The sequence below is a fragment of the Methanococcus maripaludis genome (assembly GCF_002945325.1).
Classification (GTDB): domain Archaea; phylum AGJL01; class Methanococci; order Methanococcales; family Methanococcaceae; genus Methanococcus; species Methanococcus maripaludis.
Genome location: NZ_CP026606.1, coordinates 952,083 through 977,988 on the forward strand (window position 1 = coordinate 952,083; position 25,906 = coordinate 977,988).

Annotated in this window: 28 protein-coding genes; 13 read left to right on the plus strand and 15 right to left on the minus strand. The window is 31.9% G+C overall.

Translation table 11 applies throughout. From position 1 onward, the window contains the following. Positions 1-9: 9 nt before the first annotated feature. A complete protein-coding gene (gene mer / locus MMJJ_RS05145) occupies positions 10-972 on the minus strand; it encodes a 5,10-methylenetetrahydromethanopterin reductase (protein ID WP_104837958.1) in 963 nt (320 codons plus the stop codon). 229 nt (positions 973-1,201) lie between these two features. On the opposite strand from mer, the gene cofH (MMJJ_RS05150) reads away from it, so the two are divergent. The 6 genes from cofH (MMJJ_RS05150) (at position 1,202) to MMJJ_RS05175 (ending at position 6,461) form a co-directional block, all read left to right on the plus strand. Continuing rightward, positions 1,202-2,278 (plus strand): 5-amino-6-(D-ribitylamino)uracil--L-tyrosine 4-hydroxyphenyl transferase CofH, encoded by a 1,077-nt coding sequence (cofH, locus tag MMJJ_RS05150; RefSeq protein ID WP_104837959.1) that lies wholly within the window; start codon positions 1,202-1,204, stop codon positions 2,276-2,278. A gap of 115 nt (positions 2,279-2,393) precedes the next feature. Next, positions 2,394-3,473 carry a 5-amino-6-(D-ribitylamino)uracil--L-tyrosine 4-hydroxyphenyl transferase CofH gene (gene cofH, locus MMJJ_RS05155; protein ID WP_104837960.1) on the plus strand — a complete coding sequence of 360 codons (1,080 nt, stop codon included), beginning with the start codon at positions 2,394-2,396 and terminating at the stop codon, positions 3,471-3,473. Between the two features lie 107 nt (positions 3,474-3,580). Next, complete coding sequence (locus MMJJ_RS05160) at positions 3,581-4,060, plus strand: RNA-binding protein (protein ID WP_011169999.1); 480 nt, start codon at positions 3,581-3,583, stop codon at positions 4,058-4,060. Positions 4,061-4,073: 13 nt separating this feature from the next. Then, positions 4,074-4,682, plus strand: coding sequence for a HemK2/MTQ2 family protein methyltransferase (locus MMJJ_RS05165; protein WP_104837961.1), 609 nt, complete (start codon positions 4,074-4,076; stop codon positions 4,680-4,682). Further along, the gene (locus MMJJ_RS05170) at positions 4,679-5,419 is read left to right on the plus strand and encodes a Nif3-like dinuclear metal center hexameric protein (RefSeq protein ID WP_104837962.1); all 741 of its coding nucleotides are present in this window, start codon (positions 4,679-4,681) and stop codon (positions 5,417-5,419) included. The genes MMJJ_RS05165 and MMJJ_RS05170 overlap by 4 nt, the downstream gene beginning before the upstream one ends. 130 nt (positions 5,420-5,549) lie before the next feature. Continuing rightward, positions 5,550-6,461, plus strand: coding sequence for a CBS domain-containing protein (locus MMJJ_RS05175; protein WP_104837963.1), 912 nt, complete (start codon positions 5,550-5,552; stop codon positions 6,459-6,461). Between the two features lies 1 nt (position 6,462). Here the strand turns inward: MMJJ_RS05175 and hisE are convergent, their stop codons facing one another. From hisE to MMJJ_RS05195, 4 genes are read right to left on the minus strand one after another with little or no spacing between them, the layout of a single operon-like run. After that, a complete protein-coding gene (gene hisE / locus MMJJ_RS05180) occupies positions 6,463-6,753 on the minus strand; it encodes a phosphoribosyl-ATP diphosphatase (RefSeq protein ID WP_104837964.1) in 291 nt (96 codons plus the stop codon). Between the two features lie 37 nt (positions 6,754-6,790). Then, positions 6,791-7,204 (minus strand): 6,7-dimethyl-8-ribityllumazine synthase, encoded by a 414-nt coding sequence (ribH, locus tag MMJJ_RS05185; RefSeq protein ID WP_104837965.1) that lies wholly within the window; start codon positions 7,202-7,204, stop codon positions 6,791-6,793. 48 nt (positions 7,205-7,252) lie between these two features. Further along, positions 7,253-7,708 carry a gamma carbonic anhydrase family protein gene (locus tag MMJJ_RS05190; protein WP_104837966.1) on the minus strand — a complete coding sequence of 152 codons (456 nt, stop codon included), beginning with the start codon at positions 7,706-7,708 and terminating at the stop codon, positions 7,253-7,255. Positions 7,709-7,746: 38 nt separating this feature from the next. Next, entirely contained in the window at positions 7,747-8,019 is a 273-nt protein-coding gene (locus MMJJ_RS05195) for a hypothetical protein (protein WP_011169992.1), read from the minus strand. Positions 8,020-8,076: 57 nt separating this feature from the next. On the opposite strand from MMJJ_RS05195, the gene MMJJ_RS05200 reads away from it, so the two are divergent. Beyond that, entirely contained in the window at positions 8,077-9,186 is a 1,110-nt protein-coding gene (locus MMJJ_RS05200; RefSeq protein WP_104837967.1) for a TIGR04013 family B12-binding domain/radical SAM domain-containing protein, read from the plus strand. A gap of 4 nt (positions 9,187-9,190) precedes the next feature. Here the strand turns inward: MMJJ_RS05200 and MMJJ_RS05205 are convergent, their stop codons facing one another. The 4 genes from MMJJ_RS05205 to fni form a co-directional block, all read right to left on the minus strand. Then, positions 9,191-9,643: a DUF2118 family protein gene (locus MMJJ_RS05205; protein ID WP_104837968.1), complete on the minus strand. Its 453-nt coding sequence runs from the start codon at positions 9,641-9,643 to the stop codon at positions 9,191-9,193. Positions 9,644-9,693: 50 nt separating this feature from the next. Then, complete coding sequence (locus MMJJ_RS05210; protein WP_104837969.1) at positions 9,694-10,647, minus strand: polyprenyl synthetase family protein; 954 nt, start codon at positions 10,645-10,647, stop codon at positions 9,694-9,696. A gap of 13 nt (positions 10,648-10,660) precedes the next feature. Continuing rightward, positions 10,661-12,007, minus strand: coding sequence for an RNase J family beta-CASP ribonuclease (locus MMJJ_RS05215; RefSeq protein WP_011169988.1), 1,347 nt, complete (start codon positions 12,005-12,007; stop codon positions 10,661-10,663). Between the two features lie 72 nt (positions 12,008-12,079). Then, the gene (fni, locus tag MMJJ_RS05220; RefSeq protein WP_104837970.1) at positions 12,080-13,147 is read right to left on the minus strand and encodes a type 2 isopentenyl-diphosphate Delta-isomerase; all 1,068 of its coding nucleotides are present in this window, start codon (positions 13,145-13,147) and stop codon (positions 12,080-12,082) included. A gap of 502 nt (positions 13,148-13,649) precedes the next feature. Here fni and MMJJ_RS05225 point away from each other — a divergent pair. From MMJJ_RS05225 to MMJJ_RS05245, 5 genes are read left to right on the plus strand one after another with little or no spacing between them, the layout of a single operon-like run. Continuing rightward, positions 13,650-13,931 carry a Gar1/Naf1 family protein gene (locus MMJJ_RS05225; protein WP_011169986.1) on the plus strand — a complete coding sequence of 94 codons (282 nt, stop codon included), beginning with the start codon at positions 13,650-13,652 and terminating at the stop codon, positions 13,929-13,931. Between the two features lie 18 nt (positions 13,932-13,949). Then, positions 13,950-14,969 carry a transcription initiation factor IIB gene (locus MMJJ_RS05230; RefSeq protein WP_104837971.1) on the plus strand — a complete coding sequence of 340 codons (1,020 nt, stop codon included), beginning with the start codon at positions 13,950-13,952 and terminating at the stop codon, positions 14,967-14,969. Between the two features lie 9 nt (positions 14,970-14,978). Continuing rightward, complete coding sequence (locus MMJJ_RS05235; protein WP_011169984.1) at positions 14,979-16,628, plus strand: type II/IV secretion system ATPase subunit; 1,650 nt, start codon at positions 14,979-14,981, stop codon at positions 16,626-16,628. Between the two features lie 11 nt (positions 16,629-16,639). Further along, a complete protein-coding gene (locus MMJJ_RS05240) occupies positions 16,640-17,698 on the plus strand; it encodes a type II secretion system F family protein (RefSeq protein WP_013998533.1) in 1,059 nt (352 codons plus the stop codon). 4 nt (positions 17,699-17,702) lie between these two features. Then, positions 17,703-18,599, plus strand: coding sequence for a type II secretion system F family protein (locus MMJJ_RS05245; RefSeq protein ID WP_104837972.1), 897 nt, complete (start codon positions 17,703-17,705; stop codon positions 18,597-18,599). A 26-nt stretch (positions 18,600-18,625) separates the two neighbouring features. Here the strand turns inward: MMJJ_RS05245 and MMJJ_RS05250 are convergent, their stop codons facing one another. The 5 genes from MMJJ_RS05250 to MMJJ_RS05270 are packed head-to-tail and all read right to left on the minus strand — an operon-like array spanning position 18,626 to position 23,054. After that, complete coding sequence (locus MMJJ_RS05250) at positions 18,626-19,213, minus strand: HD domain-containing protein (RefSeq protein WP_104837973.1); 588 nt, start codon at positions 19,211-19,213, stop codon at positions 18,626-18,628. A gap of 10 nt (positions 19,214-19,223) precedes the next feature. After that, positions 19,224-19,781, minus strand: coding sequence for a transcription factor E (gene tfe, locus MMJJ_RS05255; protein WP_104837974.1), 558 nt, complete (start codon positions 19,779-19,781; stop codon positions 19,224-19,226). Between the two features lie 3 nt (positions 19,782-19,784). Beyond that, on the minus strand, positions 19,785-20,834 hold the full coding sequence (locus MMJJ_RS05260; protein ID WP_104837975.1) for an ATP-grasp domain-containing protein: 1,050 nt from the start codon (positions 20,832-20,834) through the stop codon (positions 19,785-19,787). Positions 20,835-20,859: 25 nt separating this feature from the next. Further along, positions 20,860-21,807, minus strand: a complete 948-nt coding sequence (gene mptA / locus MMJJ_RS05265; RefSeq protein ID WP_104837976.1) for a GTP cyclohydrolase MptA — start codon at positions 21,805-21,807, stop codon at positions 20,860-20,862. Positions 21,808-21,827: 20 nt separating this feature from the next. Then, a complete protein-coding gene (locus MMJJ_RS05270; RefSeq protein ID WP_011169977.1) occupies positions 21,828-23,054 on the minus strand; it encodes an AAA family ATPase in 1,227 nt (408 codons plus the stop codon). 610 nt (positions 23,055-23,664) lie between these two features. Here MMJJ_RS05270 and MMJJ_RS05275 point away from each other — a divergent pair. Further along, positions 23,665-24,186: a helix-turn-helix domain-containing protein gene (locus MMJJ_RS05275; RefSeq protein ID WP_104837977.1), complete on the plus strand. Its 522-nt coding sequence runs from the start codon at positions 23,665-23,667 to the stop codon at positions 24,184-24,186. Positions 24,187-24,815: 629 nt separating this feature from the next. Here MMJJ_RS05275 and MMJJ_RS05280 read toward each other — a convergent pair. Continuing rightward, positions 24,816-25,898, minus strand: a complete 1,083-nt coding sequence (locus tag MMJJ_RS05280) for a helix-turn-helix domain-containing protein (RefSeq protein ID WP_104837978.1) — start codon at positions 25,896-25,898, stop codon at positions 24,816-24,818. Positions 25,899-25,906: the final 8 nt, after the last annotated feature.

The following is a 25,906-nucleotide window of genomic DNA, read 5'->3' on the forward strand; positions in this document are numbered from 1 at the left end:
GTTATTTAATTATTGGAATTCTTTAATGATTTTTCCAATTAATTTGATGCTGCTGTCTTTATTTGGTCCGATTGGGGATCCAGCAACAACTTGGGTTACACCCATTTTTTCTAATGCTTTTACTTTTTCTACAACTTCTTCAGGTGTACCGTATAAAGCAAATCCTTCTAACATGTTTTCATCAACATTTCCGAATGCTGCACCGAAGTTTCCTTCTTTCAATCCTGCTCTGATTGCATCAACTTTAGCAGGGTCGATTCCGTGTCTTTCTAAGATCATAGGAGGTGAACCAGCTGCAATGAATGCTACAACTGGGATTGCTGCTTGTTTAGCTTTTTCTGCTTTTTTGTCTACTGACATGCATGCGTATGCTGCAACGTCAATTTCTGACATGCTTCTTCCTGCTGCTTCTGCTCCTTTTTTAATTAAAGGAACTGCTGCTTCGAAGTCTTTTGGGTTTGAAGCGTTGATTAAAACACCGTCAGCAATTTCTCCTGCGGTTTCTAACATTTTAGGGCCTTGTGCTCCCATGTAAATTGGAATTTTTGCTGAAGGTTTAACTGCAAGTTGTGCACCTTCTGCCATTCTTTTTCCAGCGGTTAATTCTTTAAAGTCTGCGATTGCTTTTTTGATGGTTCCGACAGGTTTTGTCCATTCAATACCTAATGCATCAAATGTTGCTTTGTCACCAGGGCCGATACCAAATGTAGCTCTACCACCTGATAATTCATCTACTGTAGCCATTGCGGATGCTGCGATTGCAGGGCTTCTTACGTATGGGTTTGTAACACCAGGACCTAATTTGATTTTGTTTGTTGCTGCTGCAAGGTTTCCTAAGGTCATGTATACGTTTCTGTTGTTGTAGTGGTCTGTAATCCAGCAGAATTCAAATCCGTTGTCTTCTGCTAATTTAACGTAGTATGCTAGTTTGGTTATTGGTTCGTTTGGAACAAATTCGATACCAAATTTCATTCTGCCACCTTCCTATTTCTAGAGTTTTAATATAACAAGTATAATTACTAATCAGCAATATAATGTACTTTCTATTCTCAATAAATAGAAAATTATATATATTAAAGGAGCTACAGCGAAATTTTGACCGATTAATAAACGTATTACCCCAATTAACGTATTAATTAGCTATACTCAATTTTATATACGAAAAAGCCCAATTGGAACTTAGAAATTATCCGGTGATTTGATGGATTTAATGTCCTTTAAAGAAAGAGAAATCTCAAAAAAAGACTGCGTTGAATTATTTGAAGATACAGAAAACTTTTTTGATATCTTAAAACTTGCAGATTCCATTAGAAAAGATATTGTCGGGGATACGGTTACTTTTGTAAAAAACACAAATATCGAAACCACAAACGTCTGTACCATGGGATGTAAATTCTGTGCATTCAGCGTTTCAAAAAACAGCCCCGAAGCTTTCAAATTGGATGCGGATGAGATTGCTAAAAAAGCAGTTATTGCTAAAAAATCAGGACTTACAGAAGTTACAATCCACGGCGGAATTCACCCTGATGTCGATACACACTTCCAAGTTGAAACAATAAATAAAGTAAACAGCGCAACTTCGAAACTCGGTGGAATATATACCCACGCATACTCCCCACAGGAAATATTAAATGGCGCCGAAAATGCAGGACTTAGTATAAACGAAGCCTTAAAAATGTTAAATGAAGCAGGTTTAAGAACAATTCCTGGAACTGCTGCTGAAATACTCGATGATGAAGTAAGATCTGACATCTGTCCTTTGAAAATGTCTACTAAAAAATGGATAGATATCATGAAAACTGCGCATAAAACCGGAATTAAAACAACTTCTACAATAATCTACGGTCATGTTGAAGAATACAAACATATTGTAGATCATTTATCAATCTTAAAAGAAATCCAGAAAGAAACCGGCGGTATTACAGAATTTATTCCAATGTCATTTTTACATGAAAATACGCCCCTTTACAAATCCGGAAGAGTTACAGACGGTGCATCTGGACTTTATGAGTTAAAACTCTATGCAATTGCTAGAATTTTATTTAAGGAAACTATCAAAAATATTCAGGCACCAAGAGTAAAAATTGGAACGAAATTGAGTCAGTTAATTTTAAAATCCGGTGCAAACGATCTTGGTGGAACTTTAGTAGAAGATAAAGTTTCAAAAGCTGCAGGAAGTATCTATGAAGATGCAAGCGTAGATTTAATGAGAAATGCAATTACAAGCATTGGAAGAATTCCAAAAGAAAGAACAACACTTTATGAAATAATTGAATAAAATCCCTATTTTCCGTTTTTTAATGATTTAGTCCTGAATTAGCAGTTAATATCATCGAAATATTTAAATATTAAAAAATAGTCTTGAAGATATTTATAGATCGATTGGTGATTTGATGGATTTGATGTCTTTTAAAGAAAAAGAAATCTCAAAAAAAGACTGCGTTGAATTATTTGAAGATACTGAAAACTTTTTTGATATATTGAAACTTGCAGATTCTCTTAGAAAGGATATTGCAGGTGACACGGTTACTTACGTTGTTAATGCAAATATTAACTTTACAAATGTCTGTAGTGGAACATGCAAATTCTGTGCATTTAAAGCAGAACACGGCGATCCAAACGCGTTTTTTTTAAGTCCTGAACAAGTTGCTAAAAAAGCACTCGAAGCTAGAAAAACGGGTGCTACTGAAGTTTGTATTCAAGGCGGCCTTTTAAAAGAAATTGATACCTATTTTCAAGCTGAAATCCTAAAAAAAGTCAAAGAAATCACCAAAACCTATGGGGGAATTGATGTGCATGCATTTTCCCCAATGGAAGTTAAATCCGCTGCAGAAAATGCGGGATTAAGTGTAAAAGAAGCTTTAAAAATTTTAAAAGAAAATGGTTTAAACAGCATGCCTGGAACTGCTGCTGAGATTCTGGATGATGAAGTAAGGTCTGAAATCTGCCCTACAAAATTAAAAACTTCTGAATGGATTGATGTTGTATCAACTGCACATAAAACTGGAATTAATACAACTTGCACAATGATGTACGGCCATATCGAAGAAAATAAGCATCTTGCAGAACATTTATCAATTTTAAGAAAAATCCAAAAAGAAACTGGCGGTTTTACAGAATTTGTGCCATTAACCTTTTTACATGAAAATGCGCCACTTCACCACATGGACCGAGTAAAAAGTGGAGCTTCTGGAATGCTTGATTTAAAAGTTTACGCAATTTCAAGAATTTTCTTTAAAGATTATATCAAAAACATACAAACCTCCTGGGTAAAACTTGGAACAAAATTAAGCCAGATTTCATTGAATTGTGGTGCAAACGATATCGGTGGAACTTTAATGGAAGAAAGCATTTCAAAAGCTGCTGGCGGAAGCTACGGAACGTACATGAGCGAAGAAAAATTAAAAGACATGGTTTTAGCAGTTGGAAGAATTCCAAAACAGAGAAACACATGTTACGAAATTATAGAATAAATAAAATAGATTTCCCCAATTTACTTTTCTTAACCTAAACTTACTTATTCTTTAAAACACTATTTTAAACTGTTTTTAAATCTTAAAAAATATTTAACTGTGAAAATATGGAAATAAAAAGAAGATACATGTTAAAAAAGAAAGAATTAAAGGAATTAAAAGAAGAACTTGGAAATATTTTTGACGTTGAAAAAATAATTCCAAAAAAAGCAGTTGTTGAAAAAGCTGTAACCGAAGAAGGCGAAATAATCCTTTTAGACGGAACTCCTCTTGCAATGGTAAACAGCGGGAGAATATTTCCAACACTCAAATTCCTTTTAGAAATGGATATTGAAAACAACAGGGTTATTGTAGACATGGGTGCTGTAAAATTCATCGCAAACGGTGCAGACATTATGGCCCCTGGAATCGTCGGAGCTGACGAAGATATAAAAGAAGGGGACATTGTTTTTGTAGTTGACGTAACTCACAAAAAGCCATTATCTGTTGGAGAAGCTTTAATGGATGGAAAAACAATGGTTGAAGAAAAAAAAGGAAAAGCGATCAAAACCATTCATTTTATTGGCGATGAAATCTGGAAAATGTAAAAAATAGATTATTATGATAGAAATAATTGAAATAAATGGGATAAAGATAAAAACACACCCTAAAGTATACGTTCCTGCGGAAGACAGCGAACTTTTAATAGAAAATTTAGTCGATGTACAAAATAAAACAGTCCTTGACGTGGGAACTGGAAGCGGAATTCAGGCAATAAATGCCGTAAAACAGGGTGCTTTAAAAGTTATTGGGATCGATATAAATCCATATGCAGTAGAGTGTGCAAAAATCAATTCAGAATTAAACGAAATTGATTCCAAAAAACTTTCCTTTAAAACAGGCGACCTCTTCAAAAATATTGATGAAAAATTTGACGTAATTTTATTCAATGCACCATACCTTCCAACTTCTGACGAGGAAAAATTAGAAAAATATTTAAATTACGCTTTTGATGGCGGAAAAGACGGAAGAGAAGTTTTGGATAAGTTTTTAGATGAAGTAGCCAACTATTTAAAAAAAGATGGAATTATTCAGATTCTTCAATCATCACTTACCGATGGAAATAAAACCATTGAAAAAATGGAAAAATTAGGATTTGTTGCGAAACAAACCGGGTCTTTAAAATTTTCATTTGAAGAATTACAGGTGATTACAGGGTGGAAAAAATGAAAGCTTTTGAAATCATAGAACTAATTGAAAAGTTTGCTCCAAAAGAACTTGCCGTACCCAGGGACAATATCGGCCTTCAGGTTGGATTAAACCTTGAAAAGGAAGTTGAAACATTAGGAATTGCACTTGACCCGTCCTTAGAAGTTATAAAAAAAGCAGAATCTGAAAACGTGGACTTTTTGTTTACCCACCACCCGATTTTAAAAGATCCAATAAGAAATTTTACAGGGCCAATTTACAAAAAACTCAAAATATTAACTAAAAAAGATATTCCACTTTACAGTGCACATACAAACCTGGATATTTGTAAAAACGGACTTAATGACTGTTTAGCTGAATTATATAATTTAAAAGATGTTAAAAATTTATATGAAGATGGTCTTGGAAGAGTTGGAACATTTGATGGAACTTTTGAAGATATTTTAAAAATTACGAAAGAAAATATATTCGCAGTTCCACAAACTGTCGTTCCTAAAAGCATATATGATAAAAAACAGTTAAAAGTGGCAGTTCTTTCAGGATACGGGCTTTCGCAAGATTCTATTAAATATGTATCAAATTTTGCAGATGTTTACATTTCTGGAGATTTAACTCACCACTCAAAAATCATTGCAGAAGAACTAGGGATAACAGTTATCGATGGAACTCACTACGGAACCGAAGTTTACGGCTTAAAATCATTTTTAAAATATTTAGAAAAGAACATTCCTTGTAAAACAGTATCATTAGATTTTTAAATATATTTAAGCTCTTTTTTGCAGATTTTCTACTTAAATTAAATCATAAATTTATTATACCAATTAAAAACCATAATATATATGTCACTATTTATAATCACCATTTATAATCATTTTTAACGGTGTAACTATGGAACTTACAATAGTTCAGAAAGAAATACTTCAAGAATTAATTTCAATTTATAGGGAAAAAAATAAAGCTGTAAAGGGAACAGAAATTGCAGTTAAATTAAGTAGAAACCCAGGAACGATTAGAAACCAGATGCAGGCTTTAAGAGCACTAAATCTTGTTGATGGGGTTCCAGGTCCAAAAGGAGGATACATTCCAACGAGTTTAACCTACCGTTCACTCGGACTTGAAACAGAAGAAGAAATTACAGTTCCAATTTACAAAAGAGACGACCTCGTTGAAGGAGTTAGTGTCATAAAAATCGTATTTGACACAGTTACAAGAGAAAAATCATGCTCTTCAAAAATTTACGTTAATGGGGACACTAGGAAATTTTCAGAAGGAGATGTTGTAAAAGTTGGGCCAACGCACCACAACAAAATTGTGATTTTGGGTAGGGTCGTTGGAAGAGATGATATAAACCATATCCTTTTAATGGATGTAATAAGTGTTGCAAGCGTTCCAGGAATCACTGTTGGGGATGTTGGAATAAAAGAAGAATTGATATACATAACTCCTGAAAAAACGATTCGAGATGCCGCAAAACTACTTTCAGATGCAAATATCAGTGGAATTCCTGTAATGGATGGAAAAAAACTTCTTGGAGTATTGAGTCTTCATGATGTCGCAGATGCAGTTTCAAGAGGCCTTGAAAATGAAAATGTGACAAAATTAATGGCTGAAACGATACACACAATCTCAAAAAACGAGAAAATATATGATGCATTAATTTTAATGGAAAAACATAATGTAGGACGGTTAATTGTACTGGATAATGAAGAAATCGCAATTGGAATTCTTACAAGAACAGATATTCTGAATTTAATCGAAGGTACAATCTTTCCAAAAATTCTAAAAAAGTATTTAAAATAAGTTATTTCATTCTTTTCTTGAATTCTTCACTTAATTCTTCATAGGTAATTCCTGATTTTGCAAGAAGGACCATTGTATGAAAAATTAAATCCGCGCTTTCGTAAATTATTTCTGCTTTATCGTTGTCTTTTGCTGCAATAATAACTTCTGCAGCTTCTTCACCGACTTTTTCACAGATTTTATTTACTGCAGTTTTTTTGCCATCCGTTGTTAATTTAGCAACGTAAGAGCCTTCGGGTTTTTCTTCGATTCTTTTTTCGATCGTAGCATATACTTCTTTTAAAACATTCATAAAATCACTAAAAAAGATTTATAAATTTAATTTTAAATTATTGAATTTCTTTAAGTCTTTTTACCATTTTAACAGCAGCTTCTACTGCGTTTTTACCGTAATCAATTCTATCTTCAGCCTGCATTCTTGTCATTCCAGGTCCCGCAATTCCAAGTGCAACTGGTTTTCCAAAGTCTAAAGATAAATCTGCAATTTTTCTTGCCGCGTTTTGAACTACAATTTCATCGTGTTCAGTATCTCCTTCGATAACGCATCCAATTGTAACAACTGCATCGATGTCGTCTTTTTGAAGAAGTGTTTTGATTGCAAGAGGCATGTCAAATGATCCTGGAACCATTATTTTGTGGGAAACATTTGCACCTAAAAATTCAGCATGTTCTTCTGCCATTTTTTCCATCATGAATGTTAAATCCCTGTTGAATTCTGCGATAACAAATCCTAAGTTGACCATTTTTTCACCCTATTGATTTACAATAATAGTCTCATTGATTTTTAAACATTATAAGTTTTTTGATAGTTCAAGATAGTTTTTTGCATTCTCTTTTATAGAATTTATTTCTTCATCAGTTAAAGTTCTTACAACTTTTCCAGGAACCCCTAAAACCATGCTATTTGGTGGAATTTCTTTATTTTGTGATACAAGTGCATTTGCGCCAATTATTGAGTTTTTACCGATTTTTGCGCCGTTTAGTACAGTTGAATTCATTCCAACGAGTACATTGTCTTCAATGGTACACCCGTGAATTACTGCACCATGCCCTACTGAAACGCCTTTTCCAATAAAAACAGGATAATCTTTTGAACAGTGCACAGTACAGTTATCCTGCACGTTTGAATCATCATCTATTTTTATTTTATTAATATCTGCCCGTAATACTGCTCCATACCAGATATTTACGTTTTTACCGAGTTCAACATCCCCAATAACAACCGCATTTTTCGCAATCTTCGCCATTATATCACCAATACATCCAATCAATATAAAAATTAAAATTACCTTGTTTTATAAACTTTATCCCATTCTCGCTCAAATTCGTCCATGAACATCAGGGTTTTATCGACTTCTATTGCACAAACTTGTTGAAAATTAACCACTGCAAAGTTTTTCTTGTCTTCGTTGAATAACAGCGTGCCAGTTCCTTTTCCAGTTTCTAAATATTTAATATACTTATTTTTAAGTTTTACTACCGCTTCGTAGTCGTATTCTCCTTCCAAGATACTTCCAGGGTAGTGTATCTTGATATATAGAGTTGGTCTTTTTTTCAAAAAAGCACCTCCAATTCTACTGTCAATTTTATATACCAATCATAATTATTTAAGGTTATGATCGGATTTAGAATGACTTCAAAAAACAAGTACAGTATTTCAAAATTATATCCTCTAGTAGGTGGGACACTATTCAAAGAATTTAGCGAAATAATTGAAAATCTGGATTCTTTAGATATTTTAATATATTCATTTATGAGTATGCAGGAAAAAGAAGTTTTAAACGAAATAAATGAATTAAAAAAACTAAAAAAAGATGTTATATTAATTGCGGGAGGAGCTCACCCATCAGGATGTCCAGAAGATACATTAAACATGGGATTTGACCACGTAATAATTGGTGAAGGGGAAATTTCACTACCAAATCTTATAAATTCTATAAAATCTGGAAAAACTTCTGAAAAAATAATTAAAGGAATAATAATTGAGAATTTTGACAATTATGAAAAAATATGGCCCCTTGCACCAATAGAAATTACAAGAGGGTGTCCCTACAACTGTAGATTCTGCCAGACTCCCCAAATATTTGGAAAAAATATAAGGCATAGAAGTATTGAAAGTATCGTAAAAATTGTAAAAACTATGGGCGATATCCGGTTTGTAACCCCAAACGCGTTTTCATATGGGTCCAAAACAGGAACAAAACCAGATATTGAAAAACTTGAAAAATTGATGAAAAGTCTCTTTGAAATTAAAAAAAGGCTCTTTTTTGGAACTTTTCCATCAGAAGTAAGGCCGGAATTTGTAAAATTTGAAACACTTGATTTAGTAAATAAGTATTGCGACAATAGATACATTCATTTTGGAGCGCAGAGCGGAAGCGATGAAGTTTTAAAACATATAAGACGCGGTCACACAGTTTCAGATGTTATAAATGCTGTTGAAACGTCTAAAGAATGTGATTTAATTCCAAAAGTTGATTTTATATTTGGTTTTCCAGACGAAACAAAAGATCAAAGAAAAGAAAGCATTGATCTGATGAAATACATTATAAAAAAGAATGGAAAAGTCCATGCACACTATTTTATGCCCCTTTGTGGAACTTACTTTGAAAACAGCACCCCAGAATTACTTGAAAAAGAAACCTTAGATATTTTAGGAAAAATGGCAAAAAAAGGACAGATTACTGGTTCGTGGGGATACCAGTACTCCAAAAATTTAGAATGAAAATTTATTCTTCGAGCATATAAAATACATAATTTGCTCTTTCTGATGGGATTTCGTTCATAAATATGACCGTTCCGCTTACTGGAGAATTAACGTACCTTAAATCTCCCTTTTTACTTTCAAGTGTTGCAAGCCTGTATCCTTTTAAAACCCTGAAACCAAAATCCATTATCGGATAGACTTTGTAGCCCTCAGCAGGTACCGAAATAAGTTTAGTTCCTGCTTTAAGATATGTAAGTGTATGTTTATCAGGATACTGTATTAAAACATCTTTTTTTAAAGTGTCTAAACTCATGTATTTTGCTAAATCATCATATATTACTTGATAAAGAAGCTTGCCGTTTCCAGAATATTCTTCATCTTTTTCTAAAAAAATTATTGCATTTCCATCTTTTTCAATTGCGACACGATCGCCGTCGTTTAATTCTCCTTCAACGTAAATTTTAGGAATTTTCATTAAAACACCTTTAAATTTTAAAAAAAGTTAAAATAGCTAATTAAATGTAATTAGTGAATTCTTTCGATGATAAAATCTGCAATGTTTTCGAGATTTTTTCTTTTTTCTGCATCGAATATTTTTAAGTAATCTTTAGCTTCTTCTGTTGCGTTTTTCATTGTATCTTTTGCATAATTAATAGAATCGGCTAAAAGTTCAATTGCTTCTGCAACTTCTTGTTGATTTGCATCTTGATTTCCTAAAATCTGCAATAATCTTTCTTTTTTATCTTCAGAAAGGTTTTCCATTGCGTGAATTACCATCATTGTCTTTTTACCTTCAACAATGTCACTACCCACAGGCTTTCCGATTGTTTTTTGATCCCCAATTAAATCTAAAACATCGTCTTGAATCTGGAAAGTCATTCCAATTCTTTTTGCATAATTACAGAGTGCTTCTCTTTCTTCAGGAGTGCAGTCTGCCATAACTGCTCCAATTTCTACAGGGGCTACAATTAAAGCACCTGTTTTTTTGGAAATCATTTCAAGGTATTCATCTAAAGTCGGGAATCTTTCTTCAAATTCCATGTCTTCAGTCTGTCCTTCGCAGACTTCAACACATGCCTTAGATAAAACCTTTAAAACTTCGTGAGCCTTTTTACTATCTTCAATATTTGAAAGAGCTTCAAAAGCCTTTGCATATAACAAATCTCCAGCCAAAATTGCGATTGGTTCACCATAAACCGTGTGAACTGTAGGGATTCCCCTTCTTTGGTCATCATTATCCATTATATCGTCATGAACTAATGTATAATTATGAATCAATTCAACAGAAAGTGCTGGTGCCATTATTTCAGTAAGGTCATCTTTCTTCAAGAGATATGTTAAAATTGAAAGATAAGGTCTTACTCTTTTACCGCCTGCAAGTAATAGGTGTTTTGATGCACCGTAAAGTTTAGTATCTTTTTCCATATATTTTTTGAGTTCAGAATCGATTTTTGACAATATTTCCCTATCAAACACCATTTTAGCACCTCAATTAAATTACTCTTTCAAATTTCAAGCTTTGACCGTTTCTGAGTAAGTGTACATCTTCACCGAGTCTGAATCCTTCTTCTTCTGCTAATTTAGCATATGCTGAAGTTAAATTAAAATCACCGTGGGCAGGTATCAAATGTTCTGGTTGTAACCATCTTAATATGTCCCTGTGATCTTCTTTTGCTGCGTGTCCAGATACGTGAGCTCCTTTAAATAGCCTAACTCCTGCTAAATTTAATCTTGCTTCCAATAAATATCTTTGTGCCGCATTCATTGGGTTTGGAATAACATCTGCTGAAAATACAACCTGATCGTATTTTTCAAACCTGAATGGAGTTTTATTTGTTGCCATCCTGGATAAAACCGCACCTTCTTCTCCCTGGTGTCCTGTAACAACCATAAGGTAGTTTTCTTTACCGTCTTTCATTATCTGGTGGAAGGTTTTATCGATTGATGAAGGGTCCCAGCAAATTTTTGTTTCTTTTGGGAATTTTACTAAACCGATATCTTGTGCAATTCCACAGTATTTTGACATTGATCTTCCAACAAGTACTGGAATTCTGCCCATTTTTGAAGCAATATCGGTAATGGATTTAATTCTTGCAATGTGTGATGAAAATGTAGTTACCACAACTGCATTGTCTTCATTGTCAGTTCCTAAAAGGTCGTTTTTCAAAAGGTTTGCAGCAACTCCTTCTGATGCTGTTTTTCCTTCAAAATCAACTCTTGTACTTTCGGAAACCATTGCAATTACGCCCTGTTTTCCAATTCTTTTTAACGCTTTGTAATCTGGTTTTTCGCCAACTACAGGGAAATTATCAAATTTAAAGTCGTTTCCATAAACTACTGCACCATAAGGTGTGTGAAGTACTGCCATTGCAGCATCAGGAATACTGTGTGTAATTTTTACAAATTCTAAAGTAATATTTGCTGTTAAATCTAATTTATTTCCGTTTTCTAAAGTAATTAATGGATTTCTAACATCAAATTTCTTTTCGCTTAAAATTTCTCTTTTTACGAGTTCTAAAGTATATGGAGTTCCGATAATTGGAGCGTTGTACCTGTGTGCAAGTTTTGTAATTGCTCCGATGTGGTCGAGGTGCCCGTGTGTTAAAACAATCGCCTTAACCTCTCCTTCGATATTTTTCATTACCGTATCATCTGGAATTACGCCCATCTCAATTAAATTTAAACTGTGCATTTTTGAGATGTCCGTATCCTCGTGAATCATTATCCTGTCGAGTCTTACACCCATATCGAAAATTATGATCTCGCCGTCGATATTTACGGCAGTCATGTTCCTTCCGACTTCTTCGTATCCACCTATTGCGACTACTTCTAACTGCAAATTATCACATCCTTTGCTTTGAATACATGAATAAATAAATTGAAAAAATTCCGATGGATAATATTTAAATTATTAAATCTGATCCTTCCAATTCTTTAAATCGCCTTTTAAAATATATCTGGCAGATTTTAGTTCGTTTATGTTATTACATCCTGTCAAAAACATTGTAGTTTTTAACTCTTTAATCATTCTCTCTAGAACAGTTGTAACAGCTTCTGAAGACTTTAATGCTGCTTTTAAAATTGGTAAAGCAGTTCCACAGCAGTTTGCACCAATTGAAATTGATTTTGCAATATCGATTCCAGTCCTGATTCCGCCTGTTGCAATTATCGGTCCTGAAAAGGCTGAATTTACTTCCAGAATTGATGCGGCAGTTGGAATTCCCCAGTTAAAATACTGGTTTGAAAAATTCTTCTGCTCTTCATCTTTTATCCTGTAAAGCTCTACAGCAGCCCATGAAGTTCCGCCGCTTCCGCCGACATCTATCGCATCAAAGCCAATTTCTTTTAAAAAAATGGCATCTTTTTTTGAAAATCCTTCGCCAACCTGCTTTGCGATAAATGGAATTTTTCCGTGAATTTTATTGTAATTTGAAATTATTTCTTTTAAAATATTAAGTCCTTTGAAGTTTACATCGCCTTCAGGCTGTATAGCTTCCTGTAGTGGATTGAAATGAATCGCCATGGCATCTGCATCAATCATTTCTACAGACTTTGAAATAATTTCTTCATCCCATGAATCTTCCACAAAGTTAACTGCTCCAAGGTTTCCGATAATTAATGAGGAAGTGTGATCCCTTACAACAGAATAGGTATCTTCAAGGTAGCTTTTTGATATAGCCGCCCTTTGTGAACCTACACCCATACCTAAATTCAGTTCCTCAACAGCAATAGCAATATTTTTATTGACTTCCTTTGCTTTAGGGTGTCCACCAGTTATTGCTGCTACAATTAACGGAGAATTTAATTTTTTTCCAAAAATTTCGATAGATGTATCGATATCGTCTAAATCGCAGTTTGATATACCGCTGTGAATTAATTCAACGTCCTCAAGAAGGGTCCCTTTTTTATACTCCACGTCACAGTGGTCGCACACAATAAGGTGTTCCAACTTTCTATATTCAATGCTATTATTATTCACGAATAACCACCTATATATTATTATCTAAAGTCCGAAAAATTACAGTTATAAAAACAAGGGCTGGTAAATGATAAAAAGCTTTTCCAGATGAAAGAATAAAAAAATGGCCATAGTAATTTAAATTTAAGCTTAATTTTTAGATTTTTAATAAATTTAAATTCTACCTGTTTTTTTAATTTAGGCAGTAATTAAGATGTAAAAAACAGATTTTATTCCCAACTAAATTAATTTTATTTCTTAAATACTTTTGGGTGGTTTATGATTCCCATTACTAAAACGCTAAGGTTTTTGCACACAGTATATAAAACTATCGATGATTTAATTACATACACTGTTTTTAGTTCCGTTTTGTTCTTAGAATTGCGATTCTATTTAGTAAATCATATATATACTTTTCGAAATATATAAATACTATCGTGCGAAAACTATATATGAATCGATTTTATTGTTAAATATTCATAACTCTCGATATACCATAATCATTCGATATGGGGGAATCTCGTTGGAAAAAATAAAAATACTGCATAGAACTCCAAAAGGAAAAATAATTGGGCGTGTTAAAAAACAGCCTCGTTTTAATTCGCCTGTTGGAATAAAACTTAAAGATAGAGTTAAAAAGATTGGAAAAATCTACGATGTATTTGGACCTGTTGAAGAACCGTATGTAAAAATAATTCCTTATAGTGAAGACGACGCTGAAAAAACCTTGGAATCGGATAATGTTTTCGTTATGAATGAACAATCAAAAAAACAATCAAAACCCCGTAAAAAAGGAAGAAGATAACTTTAAGACGGTGTTATCATGAAAATCGAATCTGTTACAAAAGAAGATACTAAAAAGCCTGAAAGAAAGATTAAAATTGCTATCGCAAAGCCTGAAGACTACTCAAATAAGAATGTTATTTTAGAAAAGGAAGAAGAATTAATCTGTCCTGTCTGTGGTAGTAAAAGTATTATTAAAGATTATGAACGGGCTGAAATCGTTTGTGAAATGTGTGGATGTGTTTTACAGCAGAATTTATTTGACGTGGGTCCTGAATGGAGAGCCTTTGATCACGAACAGCGTGTAAAAAGAAGTAGGGTTGGAGCTCCAATGACTTATACAATCCACGATAAAGGTTTATCAACAGTTATCGACTGGAGAAATAAAGACAGCTACGGAAAAGATATTTCTGCAGATAAAAGAGCTCAACTTTATAGATTAAGAAAATGGCAGAGAAGAATCAGGGTTTCTGATGCATCTGAAAGAAACTTAGCTTTTGCACTTTCCGAACTTGACAGGATAGCTTCAAAATTGGGTCTTCCAAGAAACGTTAGGGAAAACGCTGCAGTTCTTTACAGGGGTGCTGTTGAAAAAGGGCTCATTAGGGGAAGAAGTATTGAAGGTGTTGCCGCTGCTGCACTCTACGCTGCATGCAGACGATGTAAAGTTCCAAGAACTCTTGATGAAATTGCAGAAGTTTCAAGAGTGGATAGAAAAGAAATTGGAAGAACATATAGATTTATTTCACGAGAATTAAACATCAGGCTTGCTCCAACAAATCCTGTGGATTATGTTCCAAGATTCGCTTCAGAATTAAAACTTCCAGGAGAAGTTGAATCAAAAGCAATATCAATCTTGCAAAAAGCAGGAGAACGTGGTCTTACTAGTGGTAGAGGACCTACGGGAGTTGCCGCTGCTGCAATTTATATTGCAAGTGTTTTACAGGGAACTAGAAGAACTCAGAGAGAAGTTGCAGATGTTGCAGGAGTTACTGAAGTTACAATAAGAAATAGGTACAAAGAGCTAACAGAACACTTAGATATCGATGTAACATTATAAGGTGATAATATGGGGCTTTTTGACAGAATCCAAAGCAGAGATTCCAATCCATCTGTCGCTAAAAAAAATAATGTATCTGAAAAAGTATCTGAAACCCCGAGCATACTTGATAATTCTGAAAAGGTCAAAAAACCCGAAATAAAAGTGGGTTTTTCAGTGAATGAACGGGCAAAACAGCCAGTAGAAGAATTTGAAAGAGATTCTACAAGCTCAATACTTGATAAATACTTTGTAAAAGTTGATGACATTGATTTTGATGTAATTATTGAAAAAGAAAATGGTGTCACACTATACAAGATTCCAGAAATCACTCTTATGAATACAGCTCTTGCAAAATTTTCAGATATGGATATTAAAACAATAAAAGCGGAACTTTCAGAATCTACCCTTCAAAAATTAGGGCAGATTCAAGGATACCTTAAAAATTATTCGGAAAAAAATAATTTACATTTAAGAGACATAGAAATACTCCATTTATCACACTATTTTTACTTAATAATTGGAAAATTAGGGCTTTTAGAAATTCCATTAAATGATAGCAAATTAGAAGAAGTAATGGTAAATGGTGTTGAATCACCTTCTTTTGTATTTCATAGAAAATACCAGATGTGTGAGACAAATATTAGACTTGATAGACACGAAGCAACGCGGGTTGTTGAAAGCATTGCTTATCTTGCAGGCAGGACTATTGATTCAAGAACTCCAATGCTTGATGCATTTTTACCAGATGGAAGCAGGGTTAACGCTACAATGAGTGATGTTACATTGGGTGGAAATACAATTACCATTCGTAAGTTTAGTGAAGATCCATTAACTATTGTTGATTTGATTAATTTTGGAACTTTTGATTTAGAACTTGCGGCATTCCTCTGGCAGGCTGTTGAAGGGTACTTTGGTGCAAAACCTGCAAACACACTTATTGTAGGTGGAACTGGTTCGGGTAAAACTACAACTTTAAACGTTGTTTCAATGTTTTCGATGTATACCGATAGACTTGTAACTATTGAAGATACTCCAGAGTTACAGGTTCCACTAACGCACCTGATAAAAATGATTACAAGACCTGGAAGACCGGGTATTCAAGGTTATGAAATCACGATGGATGACCTGATTAAAAATTCCTTAAGGATGAGGCCTGACAGGATATTTGTAGGGGAAGTTAGGGGTAGTGAAGCCCACTCATTGCTTGTTGCTATGAACACCGGGCACGATGGATGTTCCGGAACTCTGCACGCAAACAGCGCAGATGAAGCACTCATTAGGTTAATAAACCCTCCTATGAACGTTCCAAAAGTTATGATGTCTTCAGTTGATTTTATCATAAACCAGCAGCGTATTAAACGTAATAAAAAAACTGTTAGAAGGATCCTTGGTGTTGTTGAAATCGGAGGAAGTGGGGAAAATATTACAAAAACTGAGCTCTTTAAATACGATGGAATAAGCGACAGTGTTGTAAAAACAGGAATTTGTATGTGGGAAGAAGACGTGTGCCAGATTGCAGGTATTACGAGAGATGAATTAATGGACGATAGAATCAATAGAAAGAAAGTACTAAAATATATGGTGAACAACAATATTAATGATATTAGAAAAGTAGGGGATGTACTTAAGCAATATCAGGAAAATCCAGAAAATGTCTTGAAAAACATTTTGGAATAATTGGGGTTTAGATGAAAAGAAAAACTGAAAAAAAACAGGGTACTTTTGATAAACTCGCCAATACATTAAAAGGAGTTAAAACTCCGAAAAAAAGAAAAATATCTAGGGTTGGAAGATCGGAATATTTAAAAAAAATCTTCGAAAGAAAAACTGAAGATATACATAAAGATGAGATTTTAGAGTTTTACGAACCATATATCGATGAAACTCCCGAAGTAAGTATTGACTTAGATGATTTACTTTTTGAAAAAAAAGAATTTGGAGCACTTGGCGGATACTCCAGATCTTTTTCATACTGGGTTACAAACACCTCATTTTTACCTTCTAAGAGGGATTACCAGTATGCAGGTATTGTAGATGAGCGAGTTTATTTCTTAAAGATGATGATTGCAGCAATCACCACGGTTGTTTTATTCATAATTTACGGTGTTTTGACCGGCGATGTATTTTCTGGCGTTTCTAATGGGGTACTTTTAGCAGTTATTATAGTTGTTGGTAGTATATTTTATCCAAAACTAAAATTAACATTGTTTAGAGGGGAAATTAAAATTCAGGTGTTAATGAGTATATTACACCTTATTTCAATGTTAAACTCTGGTGCTTCTGTTCAGGAATCCTTGAAAAATATTGCAAACAATCCAGAATATGGAATTACCTCTTTTGAATTTAGAAGTATTATAAAAGATATTAATCAGGGTGGGTATAACTTCGTAGAAGCTCTCGAAAGAGCTAAAATGAGGACTAAAATACATATAATGAGACAGCTTTACGACCAGTTGATTCTTGCAGCAAATAAGGGTGGAACACAGCTTTTACTTGAAAATTTGTATAATGAAATTGTAAGAGAATCTATGTCAAAAATAGACAGTTCAAAATTCCAAATATCAAATTTGGGAAATCTTATATTTGGTATTGGTTTGATTATCCCATTTTCAGGAATGATACAGTCAGCATTGGGTGCTCAGCAAGGATTTGACGGAATTATCAATGCTATTGACCTCGTGATGGGCAAAATAGGGTTAATGTCAACAATTATATTTACCATCTTTATTAAAATGAAGATTGAGTGAAATTATGGATGCCAAAAAATACCTAGATCATGTATATCATGTTTTAATTGTACGAAATATTAAGATATTAAAAAAAACAGGTAGAAAACTTGATGAACGAGTTTTTATCGGAATATTATTGGTTATAACGATTTTACCAATATTGTTAAAAATATTTTTAGGTTTCACCTTAAAAACTACCTTGATTTTAACTTTTGTATATTTAGGATCCGTTCTTTCACTCCCGACGATTATGTATGAATCTAAAATGGATAAATTCGACAAAAATATACCTAAAGCACTATACGTCATGGTTTTATCACTTGATTCCGGACGTTCTGTTGTTGAAGCAATTAATGAAGTTATAAGAAGTGGAATTCCTGAAGTGGACGTAGTTTTTTCAAAAATTGTTACATTAATGACTGAAAGAAAATTGAGTTTTGAAGATGCAATGATACTTGTTTCAAATTCTCTTGATTCAAAGATATTTAGACAGGTTGGAAGGTTAATCATTGAAAATAGAAAATATGGTGGAGAGCTTGCAGACACTCTGAAAAAACTTGCAAAAACACTTGACGACCTTCAAAATTTAAAATCCCAACTTCTAAGTGTCACTGCAAACGGTCTTGCAGTGGGCCTTATAATTCTCTGTGGTGTGATTCCTGCAACTGCTGGTTTGATTGGGGGTTATTTAACAGTAATATCTCAGTTAGCACCAACAATGCCGTCAGTTGAAGCTTCACAAATATCAAAAGCGATTGAAACGATACAGATGGGTTCTGGATTATTCGGGCTGTTTTTTGCAGTTCCATTATTTGGTTTAAAAGTAAATAGAATGATAATTACGTGTGCGGTATGTATGACTTTTGCGATCGGCACATTTTATGCAGTATTGAGACTTACCGGACTGTTGTTTGCATAAAAATCATTTGTTTTAATTAATTTTAGTTAATTATCAATTAACTTATTTACTTCTAAATAAAGTGCATAAACATTATTTGAAACTTCATCATTTGTTCTTTTTTTAAATTTATCAATTACAAAATCAATATCAACCCTCAAATCCCCGGAAATTAAGTTATCCGCATTTGCTATTACTTTTTCTTCCAATGTTTTTGGAATATAATCTTTTTTAGGCAAATTCAAATCTTCTGCTTCTTTTCTAGAAATTCCTGCACCAATATGCCGTTCTGCAATTTTAGCGTATTTTTCATTAAAATTATTTTTCAATAATATTTCAGAACCAATTATCCCGTGATCTATATTGTGGCTTTTACTTCGCCCAATGTCGTGCAAAATAGCACCCAAAACAGCCGTATCTAAATCAAAATCATGTTTGTTATTTAATAATTTGATTCCAAACTCATAAACATAATCAGCTACCGCAATGCTGTGTAGAACCACGTTTTTTTCACAACGTTCTGTTAAAAAAGTTAAATATTCATTAAAATTAGGTATTTCTTGCATTTTTTTAAAATTAGAAAATTTTTCATATAAAGTAGCGTCGTTTAGAAGATCATTTAAAACAATATTCATAGATGCAACCTTAATAAGTAGAAAAAAGAGGGTTTTTATTAAATTCGTCCTCTAAATATTTAATTTGTTCTTTTAATAGTGAAATGTCCTTTTTATTATCGTATTCATACATCATCTCGCCACATTGGGGGCATCTAAATCCACTATCCATCGCATCTTCAAATGTAAATTTAATTTCACAGTCAGAACAGAAAAAAAACATGTTTGTTTCTTCCACATTTAGCTGTTCTTTTAAACCATTTAATACATTTTTCATTTTTTTAGCAACCAGTGCTGGCACTTTTTCAAGAGATGGTTTCCAGGTGTAAGTGTACCAGTTTGTTTCTTCGTCCTTTTCTCGATTATAATCTACAAGCCTTGCTTCGTATAATTTGTAGAGTATCCTTCTAATATTGTTTAATTTTACATCCAACTGTCTTGAAATCTCGTCATCTGTTACTTCATTAGTATTGATAAGTACTGACAAAACATCAAAGCCAACAACGTCCTCATCCATTATTTCAAAAAGTACTTGTTGAATCAGGGGGTTTTCGAGCATTGTAAATATCTCATCTTTTGATAAATTCATGTTTCATACACCTCTTAAAATACCGCACTCCATTTCTCTTACATCAGCCATGTTTCTTCCGATTATTGTAACGACTGGTTCTCCCTCTTCGATATAGGTTCCTTTTTGTGGGATATCCCTTAAAAATGGATTTTTATCGATGGAATATGATGAACCTTTGTCTGAAAAAACTATTTTTTTAAAAAAACAGTCTTTTGGTTTTACGGGTTTATTTTCGAGAATTGCCTTTGAAAGATTGTATTTTGAAGATAATTCTATTGTTTCATAAGTTCCTAAAATCCTAGGATTTACTTCGATAATATATGGAATTCCATCTTTTAGCATGAAATCAATTCCATTCATCCCTAAAAGATCCAGCGAAGCTATTATTTCTTCAAATTCCTGAATTGTTTCGTTTTTCAAGTTTAAAACATACGGGGATATGTTTCCTACATAAATATTGTTATTTATCAATTGCTTGTTAAAACATAAAAAATTTGAACCGATAAATGAAGCACTGTATGATTCAGATTTGATACATTCCTGAACCAGTACAGGATAGTTTATATCCAAATTATCCGTATTTTGAAAATCAATATTAGTTACACCAATTCCGCCGCTACCTGAAATAGGTTTTACTACTACAGACTTTAACTCCGATAAGCATTTTTCAAACTGGTATTTATTATTTACTAGGTATGTTACCGGCACATTAAAGCCTAAATTTTCCAATTTCTTTACAGTTTTATATTTATCACTTATATTTTTAATTCTTTTTGGTGAGTTTCCAACAACGTCCCAGTTTGGAGTTTTTGAAGTTTTACTCTCAAATATTCCAGAACATACAAAAATATAATCAACCAAATCCACATATTCTTTTGAAAGATTTAATAATTCTTTTTCAGAATATTTATCTACCAAATGTCCGTGAAATTTGTCATTGATAGTATATTTTTTATGATCTGCATTTAAATCCACAGGGTTATAGTGAGAAACTGAATAGACCTCAAAATTTAATTTTTTTAAAGAATTTACAACAGGGCGCGTACATGCCCCAACAACGAGAGCTTTCATAAAACCACTAAAAAATAAATTAAAGTTAATTTGTTAAAGTTTTAAGTTCGTCCCTTAGTTCCCTTATTGTAGAATTTCTTTCTGCAAAAGCATCGTGTCTGTGAATACTCTCTTTATTTACCTGCCTTACAAGAACTTGTGTGTCTTCAGGAAGATAATCAAAAACATCCACAACTCTTTTTATCATCTCTCTTGCACAGTCTTCAACAAATTTTGGATTTTTGTGAGCTGCCTCTACAACAAAAGCTTCGTCACTTCTCTTCAAAAGTTCGTAAACTTCCCCACTCATTGAATCTTTAATTATTTTGATTATTTTTGAAATTCCAACAGTATATCCATTTGGAACTTCTATCATAACCGTTCCAATTCCTCTTTGGTTGTGTGTTGCAATAGTAACTGAATCAAGAATTTTTTTAATGTCTTCATTTGAAAATCCTTTTTCAGTTAAACTAGCAACTGCATTTTCTTTTAACATGTTTTGTGCACAGGGGCATGCCGTAATTCCAACGACTTCTGCACCAACCATCTTTTTTACATCTATTTTTCCATTGCTGTCTTTTACACCATATGCTCTTGCGATTATCTTTCCAATTTCCTGAGAATCTTTTTTTGTTACAGGGGATTTTTCTTCCATCATGTAATCGCTGTAAAGCATTACTTCGGCTCTTGTCGCATATTCGTGTTTTTCGAAGAGTTTCATAACTATTTCAACAGATAAATCTTCAACACCATAAATTTCCTTTTCTAAAAGTATGTTTTCAACTACTTCTTCGATTACTTCGGGGCTTCTTGACATATGAATTCCTTTTTGTGAACTTGGAAGATCCACAAAAACTTCGAAGGTGGGGAGAAGAACGATGTCTCTTTTATTTTTTCTTTTTAATTTTACAAGTTTTTTTAGGTTTGTTACGCCAACCCGGGTTAATGAAACCTTAATATCAGGTTCTGTTGCCTGAACGTCATTGCATTGCATCAAAAAACACCTGAAATAATTTACGAAATATCTTCTTTTGTTATCAAAACGTCCTTTAATTCCTTGGATAAAGTGTAGTATACATTATATCCATCTCTTTCTTTATAAATATACCCCATTTCATAAATATCTGAAAGGTGTGTTCCAATCGTTCCTGTTGAATTGTTTAAAATTCCTGAAAGTTCAGTTACAGTGGAGCTTCCACCAAGTTCAGCCATTGCTTTTATTATTTTAGACTGGGCGGGTGTTAAGTGGTTTAAAATCTGGTGTCCTACACTTATCCCGAGATTTTTCATTGCGTTTCTTGCAATTTCGTCATCTATTTCATCTACACCATTTTTAAGTCCGAGAGAAACTGCTTCAGAACATGTCATTATAATTCTTCTTGGAATTCCGTCACATTCCTCAATTATTTTCTCGATGCTCTGTTCTGAAAAAGGTTGATATCCTTTCGCACCAGTTATTTGTGAATCTTCGAGTCTTCTTTTTATAAGATCATATGCTTCTTCTTTTGTAAGAGGAGGCATATTTATGATTTTTGGAATTCTATCTCTTATTGCAGGGGATATTTTTGTCAAATCTTCAACCATTGTTGGAGGGCCTGCTAAAAACGTTAAAATATCATCCTCATATAAGAATGAGTGGAAAAACTGTAAAAGTCCAAGACAGCTTCTTTTTGCAAACTGGTCTGCTTCATCAATTAATATAACGCAGAGTTTGTTTTCTTCTTTTACTTCGTTTAACAGATATTTTAAATCTCTTTCAATTTTTTCACGAGGGTAGTGAACAGGCGTTTTATCACTGTAATTGCTGAGTCTTTTATAAATCTCAATTATTTTTTGAGAATGTTTCATATAGTCAGATGAAAGAGTTCCATCTACTGAAAACAGATTATCTTTGATGATTCCATACATTAATTGTATTAAAAACTGTCTTGCAGTGATTTGTGAGGCTTCTAATTCAACAACCCAATGATTGTGTCTTTTTGAAGCGTAATACAATATATTTAGTATCGAACTTTTTCCAATTCCTTTTGTACCAACTATTGCAGCATTTGCAACACTACCATACTGTGCCGCACCCAAAATGTCCGCAATTTCAGAAAGTTCAGAAGTTCTTCCAACAAAAAATTTGGTGTTACCCCTAATTGGTTTTTCTGAAAATGGGTTCGTTTTTAATTTTAACCTGTTCATTGATTTTTTCGATATCGATGATGCATTATGAATAAATTCAATTGGGTCTAACATAAGCCATATCCCTCCAGTATGAAAATAGTCCGAAAAGTGTCTTAAAATATATAATGAATTATCTTTTTTATAAGTTTCGAAAAACCGAAAGTTTAAAACATCTAAAATAATAATATTGTGAATATAAGTTTAAAAATAAAATAAATTGTGAATATATTATTTTTTTGTGTATCTAATTAATATAAATCCTTATTTTTAATTAAAAATCATTTTAATAAAATCAGTATATTATATAAATATATCACAATAAATATAAAATTAATTTGAATTATGAAAAATAAGGTATTTTTGTAAATATTAATTGTGAATATAACTTTAAAAATAAAATAAATTGTGAATATAACAAGTAATATATATTAAAACAGATTATTATTAATAAAATTACAAATTAAATATAAAAAATCAAGATACTTAAAAAAAAGAGTTTAAATCATGATTAAACTGGTAAAATATAGTAATAAGATTAATTTTTTAAATAATATAATATATGAACTGAAATAAGATTATAAAATATTGTGAATATAAAAGTATTATAAAATTTAAACCATATTTAATTAATAAATTAGTATAATAAAAATAAATTTATAAGTTATTTAAAATTGGGGATTTTATGGAAGCTATTTTAAAAAAACTAGTAAATACTAAAGAAAGAAAATTAATACTAACTAAACTTTTGAAAGAACCAATGTGTTGTGAAGATCTTTCAAATGAATTGAATATATCAAAAGGACTTCCTGCACAATTTTTAAAATTATGCACTTCATTAAATCTTGTTAAAAGGGAAAGGACCAGCCATAGAGTGTATTATTCGATAAATCCGGAAAATTATTTGAAAATATATAACGCAGTAGTAATTGAAGACCGGAAAATTGAAGAAAAAAAGAATTTAAAACACAGTTTAAAAAAAGACGAATTCCAAACCACCCTTTCTGTTGAAAATACTTCAAAAGATTATGATATTAAAAAAATAGACAATGGTTTTGGAGGAACTACATTTATTTTAAATGATAAAGATAGTTCTTTTGAAATATTCAAAACAAATGAAAATAACTACTGGTGTGTGGCTTGCCAGAGTGATAATTGTGAACATGTTTTGTACTTAAAAAAAGCGTATTCTAAAAAACGTAATTAATATTTTTCATTTTTTATACTGTTTATGTATTATTTTATAGATTTAGAAAAGTATATTTTTTAGATTATCTTTTCGGGTTTTCGAGTTTCATGTATATAACATGGTTTTGTTTTGAATTTGTTTTTTGAGATTTCTGGTTTTTTTATATATTTAACCATGCTTTTAATGGTTATATTATATATAATAATTATATAATGCTTTTTTATAATATATATCTATTAAAACCATTCTTTTTAGTATTTATTATATTATTTAACTTTATTTTTATAAAATAACTTTTTTTATTTATTATTATATTATTATATTAATTATATTTTATTATTATACATATATAGGTTAAAAAAGTAAAATAAATGTATAATTAATTTTTTATAAACAAAAAAATCAAAAAGAGACACACCATATATACATCATACTCGAAACACCGAAAAACAAAAAAAATCAAAAAACAAGTAAAAACCGAATTTAAAATATATGATAATCAAAAAATCAATAAAATAAAAGATATACAAAAATAGTCAAGTAATATTGTGGAAAATTAAAATAGACACATCTGTTTAATAATAAAAAACAAACAACAAGGTTTTGAAATATTATTAAAAAATATTAATTAAAACTCGGATCCAAACCTATCCAAAAATTAAAAATCCATTGAAAATTTCCGTACGCTTTTTCAAGTTTATATCTTTAAAATTATTAATTTCAAAAAATATATCTTTAAAACTAACATTTGATTGAACTATGTCTAAAGCTGTTTTTTTATCAATATCTAGTTTAAAAAGGATATTTTTATTAACCTTTCTTTTTTTAATAATATTCAATCCAACAAGTTCATTTAAGTAATTATAAACTGTTGAAGAACTGTATTCTAACATGCCAGCTATTTCCTTGATATTGAATTTTTTTAACAGGAATATTTTTTGGACAATATTTTTGTATTTTTTAGGCAGAACTTCTGGAATTATTTTTTTCCAGTTTATTTTTAAATCTCGCATATTTTTAAGGTCTCTTTTTGAATTAGCAAGTATCAAATCAATTATTTTTAAATTTCCACAACTTATTTTCAAAAGTTCTTCTGAAACTTTTTCTGATATCAAATGGCCTTTATTTTTTGCATAATATATTACTGCAGCAACACTGTTTGTTTTATGGTTATCAAAATTATTTTTTAAATACGAATAAGCTTCAAAAGGACACCTTAAAACAATACTTATTCCTTCATTTTTCAAAAATTGAATAAACCTATTATATGTTTTCAAGTGATTCCATTTTGAAACATCGTGAAGGTCAAATACCAAAATCGGGTTTAAAACTTTCAAAATAGTTATTAATTTACCCATTACTTTTTTAAAGTTCCAGTTATTAACATCCTCAAATAAATCTCCAATTACCCTATACCATGCTTTTTTGGCCCTGTAATAATTATTAACGGATTTATCAAAATAGACATCGTTTAAATACTTAAAAATATTATCCATCCCTTTAATTTCGAAATTATTTTTAAAAAGGGTCATTTTATCTTTTAAAACGTGCAAAATGTTCAAAACAGTCTTTTTTAATGACGGACTTCCTAAAACCCTTAAAATTGGAATATCATTGATTATTTTACAATTTCCAACAACATCTGATTCCAAAACAGAGCTCCTGCTAACAGGCTGAATCCAGATATCATTTGTTGCATAAATTTCGGGTTTATTGTAAATAATTTCCATGATTTTCA

Coding starts and splice junctions, on each gene's coding strand:
- mer (WP_104837958.1), bottom strand. CDS start 972: ATGAAATTTGGTATCGAATTTGTTCCAAACGAACCAATAACCAAACTA.
- cofH (WP_104837959.1), top strand. CDS start 1,202: ATGGATTTAATGTCCTTTAAAGAAAGAGAAATCTCAAAAAAAGACTGC.
- cofH (WP_104837960.1), top strand. CDS start 2,394: ATGGATTTGATGTCTTTTAAAGAAAAAGAAATCTCAAAAAAAGACTGC.
- MMJJ_RS05160 (WP_011169999.1), top strand. CDS start 3,581: ATGGAAATAAAAAGAAGATACATGTTAAAAAAGAAAGAATTAAAGGAA.
- MMJJ_RS05165 (WP_104837961.1), top strand. CDS start 4,074: ATGATAGAAATAATTGAAATAAATGGGATAAAGATAAAAACACACCCT.
- MMJJ_RS05170 (WP_104837962.1), top strand. CDS start 4,679: ATGAAAGCTTTTGAAATCATAGAACTAATTGAAAAGTTTGCTCCAAAA.
- MMJJ_RS05175 (WP_104837963.1), top strand. CDS start 5,550: ATGGAACTTACAATAGTTCAGAAAGAAATACTTCAAGAATTAATTTCA.
- hisE (WP_104837964.1), bottom strand. CDS start 6,753: ATGAATGTTTTAAAAGAAGTATATGCTACGATCGAAAAAAGAATCGAA.
- ribH (WP_104837965.1), bottom strand. CDS start 7,204: ATGGTCAACTTAGGATTTGTTATCGCAGAATTCAACAGGGATTTAACA.
- MMJJ_RS05190 (WP_104837966.1), bottom strand. CDS start 7,708: ATGGCGAAGATTGCGAAAAATGCGGTTGTTATTGGGGATGTTGAACTC.
- MMJJ_RS05200 (WP_104837967.1), top strand. CDS start 8,077: ATGATCGGATTTAGAATGACTTCAAAAAACAAGTACAGTATTTCAAAA.
- MMJJ_RS05205 (WP_104837968.1), bottom strand. CDS start 9,643: ATGAAAATTCCTAAAATTTACGTTGAAGGAGAATTAAACGACGGCGAT.
- MMJJ_RS05210 (WP_104837969.1), bottom strand. CDS start 10,647: ATGGTGTTTGATAGGGAAATATTGTCAAAAATCGATTCTGAACTCAAA.
- MMJJ_RS05230 (WP_104837971.1), top strand. CDS start 13,950: ATGAAAATCGAATCTGTTACAAAAGAAGATACTAAAAAGCCTGAAAGA.
- MMJJ_RS05235 (WP_011169984.1), top strand. CDS start 14,979: ATGGGGCTTTTTGACAGAATCCAAAGCAGAGATTCCAATCCATCTGTC.
- MMJJ_RS05240 (WP_013998533.1), top strand. CDS start 16,640: ATGAAAAGAAAAACTGAAAAAAAACAGGGTACTTTTGATAAACTCGCC.
- MMJJ_RS05245 (WP_104837972.1), top strand. CDS start 17,703: ATGGATGCCAAAAAATACCTAGATCATGTATATCATGTTTTAATTGTA.
- MMJJ_RS05250 (WP_104837973.1), bottom strand. CDS start 19,213: ATGAATATTGTTTTAAATGATCTTCTAAACGACGCTACTTTATATGAA.
- tfe (WP_104837974.1), bottom strand. CDS start 19,781: ATGAATTTATCAAAAGATGAGATATTTACAATGCTCGAAAACCCCCTG.
- MMJJ_RS05260 (WP_104837975.1), bottom strand. CDS start 20,834: ATGAAAGCTCTCGTTGTTGGGGCATGTACGCGCCCTGTTGTAAATTCT.
- mptA (WP_104837976.1), bottom strand. CDS start 21,807: ATGCAATGCAATGACGTTCAGGCAACAGAACCTGATATTAAGGTTTCA.
- MMJJ_RS05270 (WP_011169977.1), bottom strand. CDS start 23,054: ATGTTAGACCCAATTGAATTTATTCATAATGCATCATCGATATCGAAA.
- MMJJ_RS05275 (WP_104837977.1), top strand. CDS start 23,665: ATGGAAGCTATTTTAAAAAAACTAGTAAATACTAAAGAAAGAAAATTA.
- MMJJ_RS05280 (WP_104837978.1), bottom strand. CDS start 25,898: ATGGAAATTATTTACAATAAACCCGAAATTTATGCAACAAATGATATC.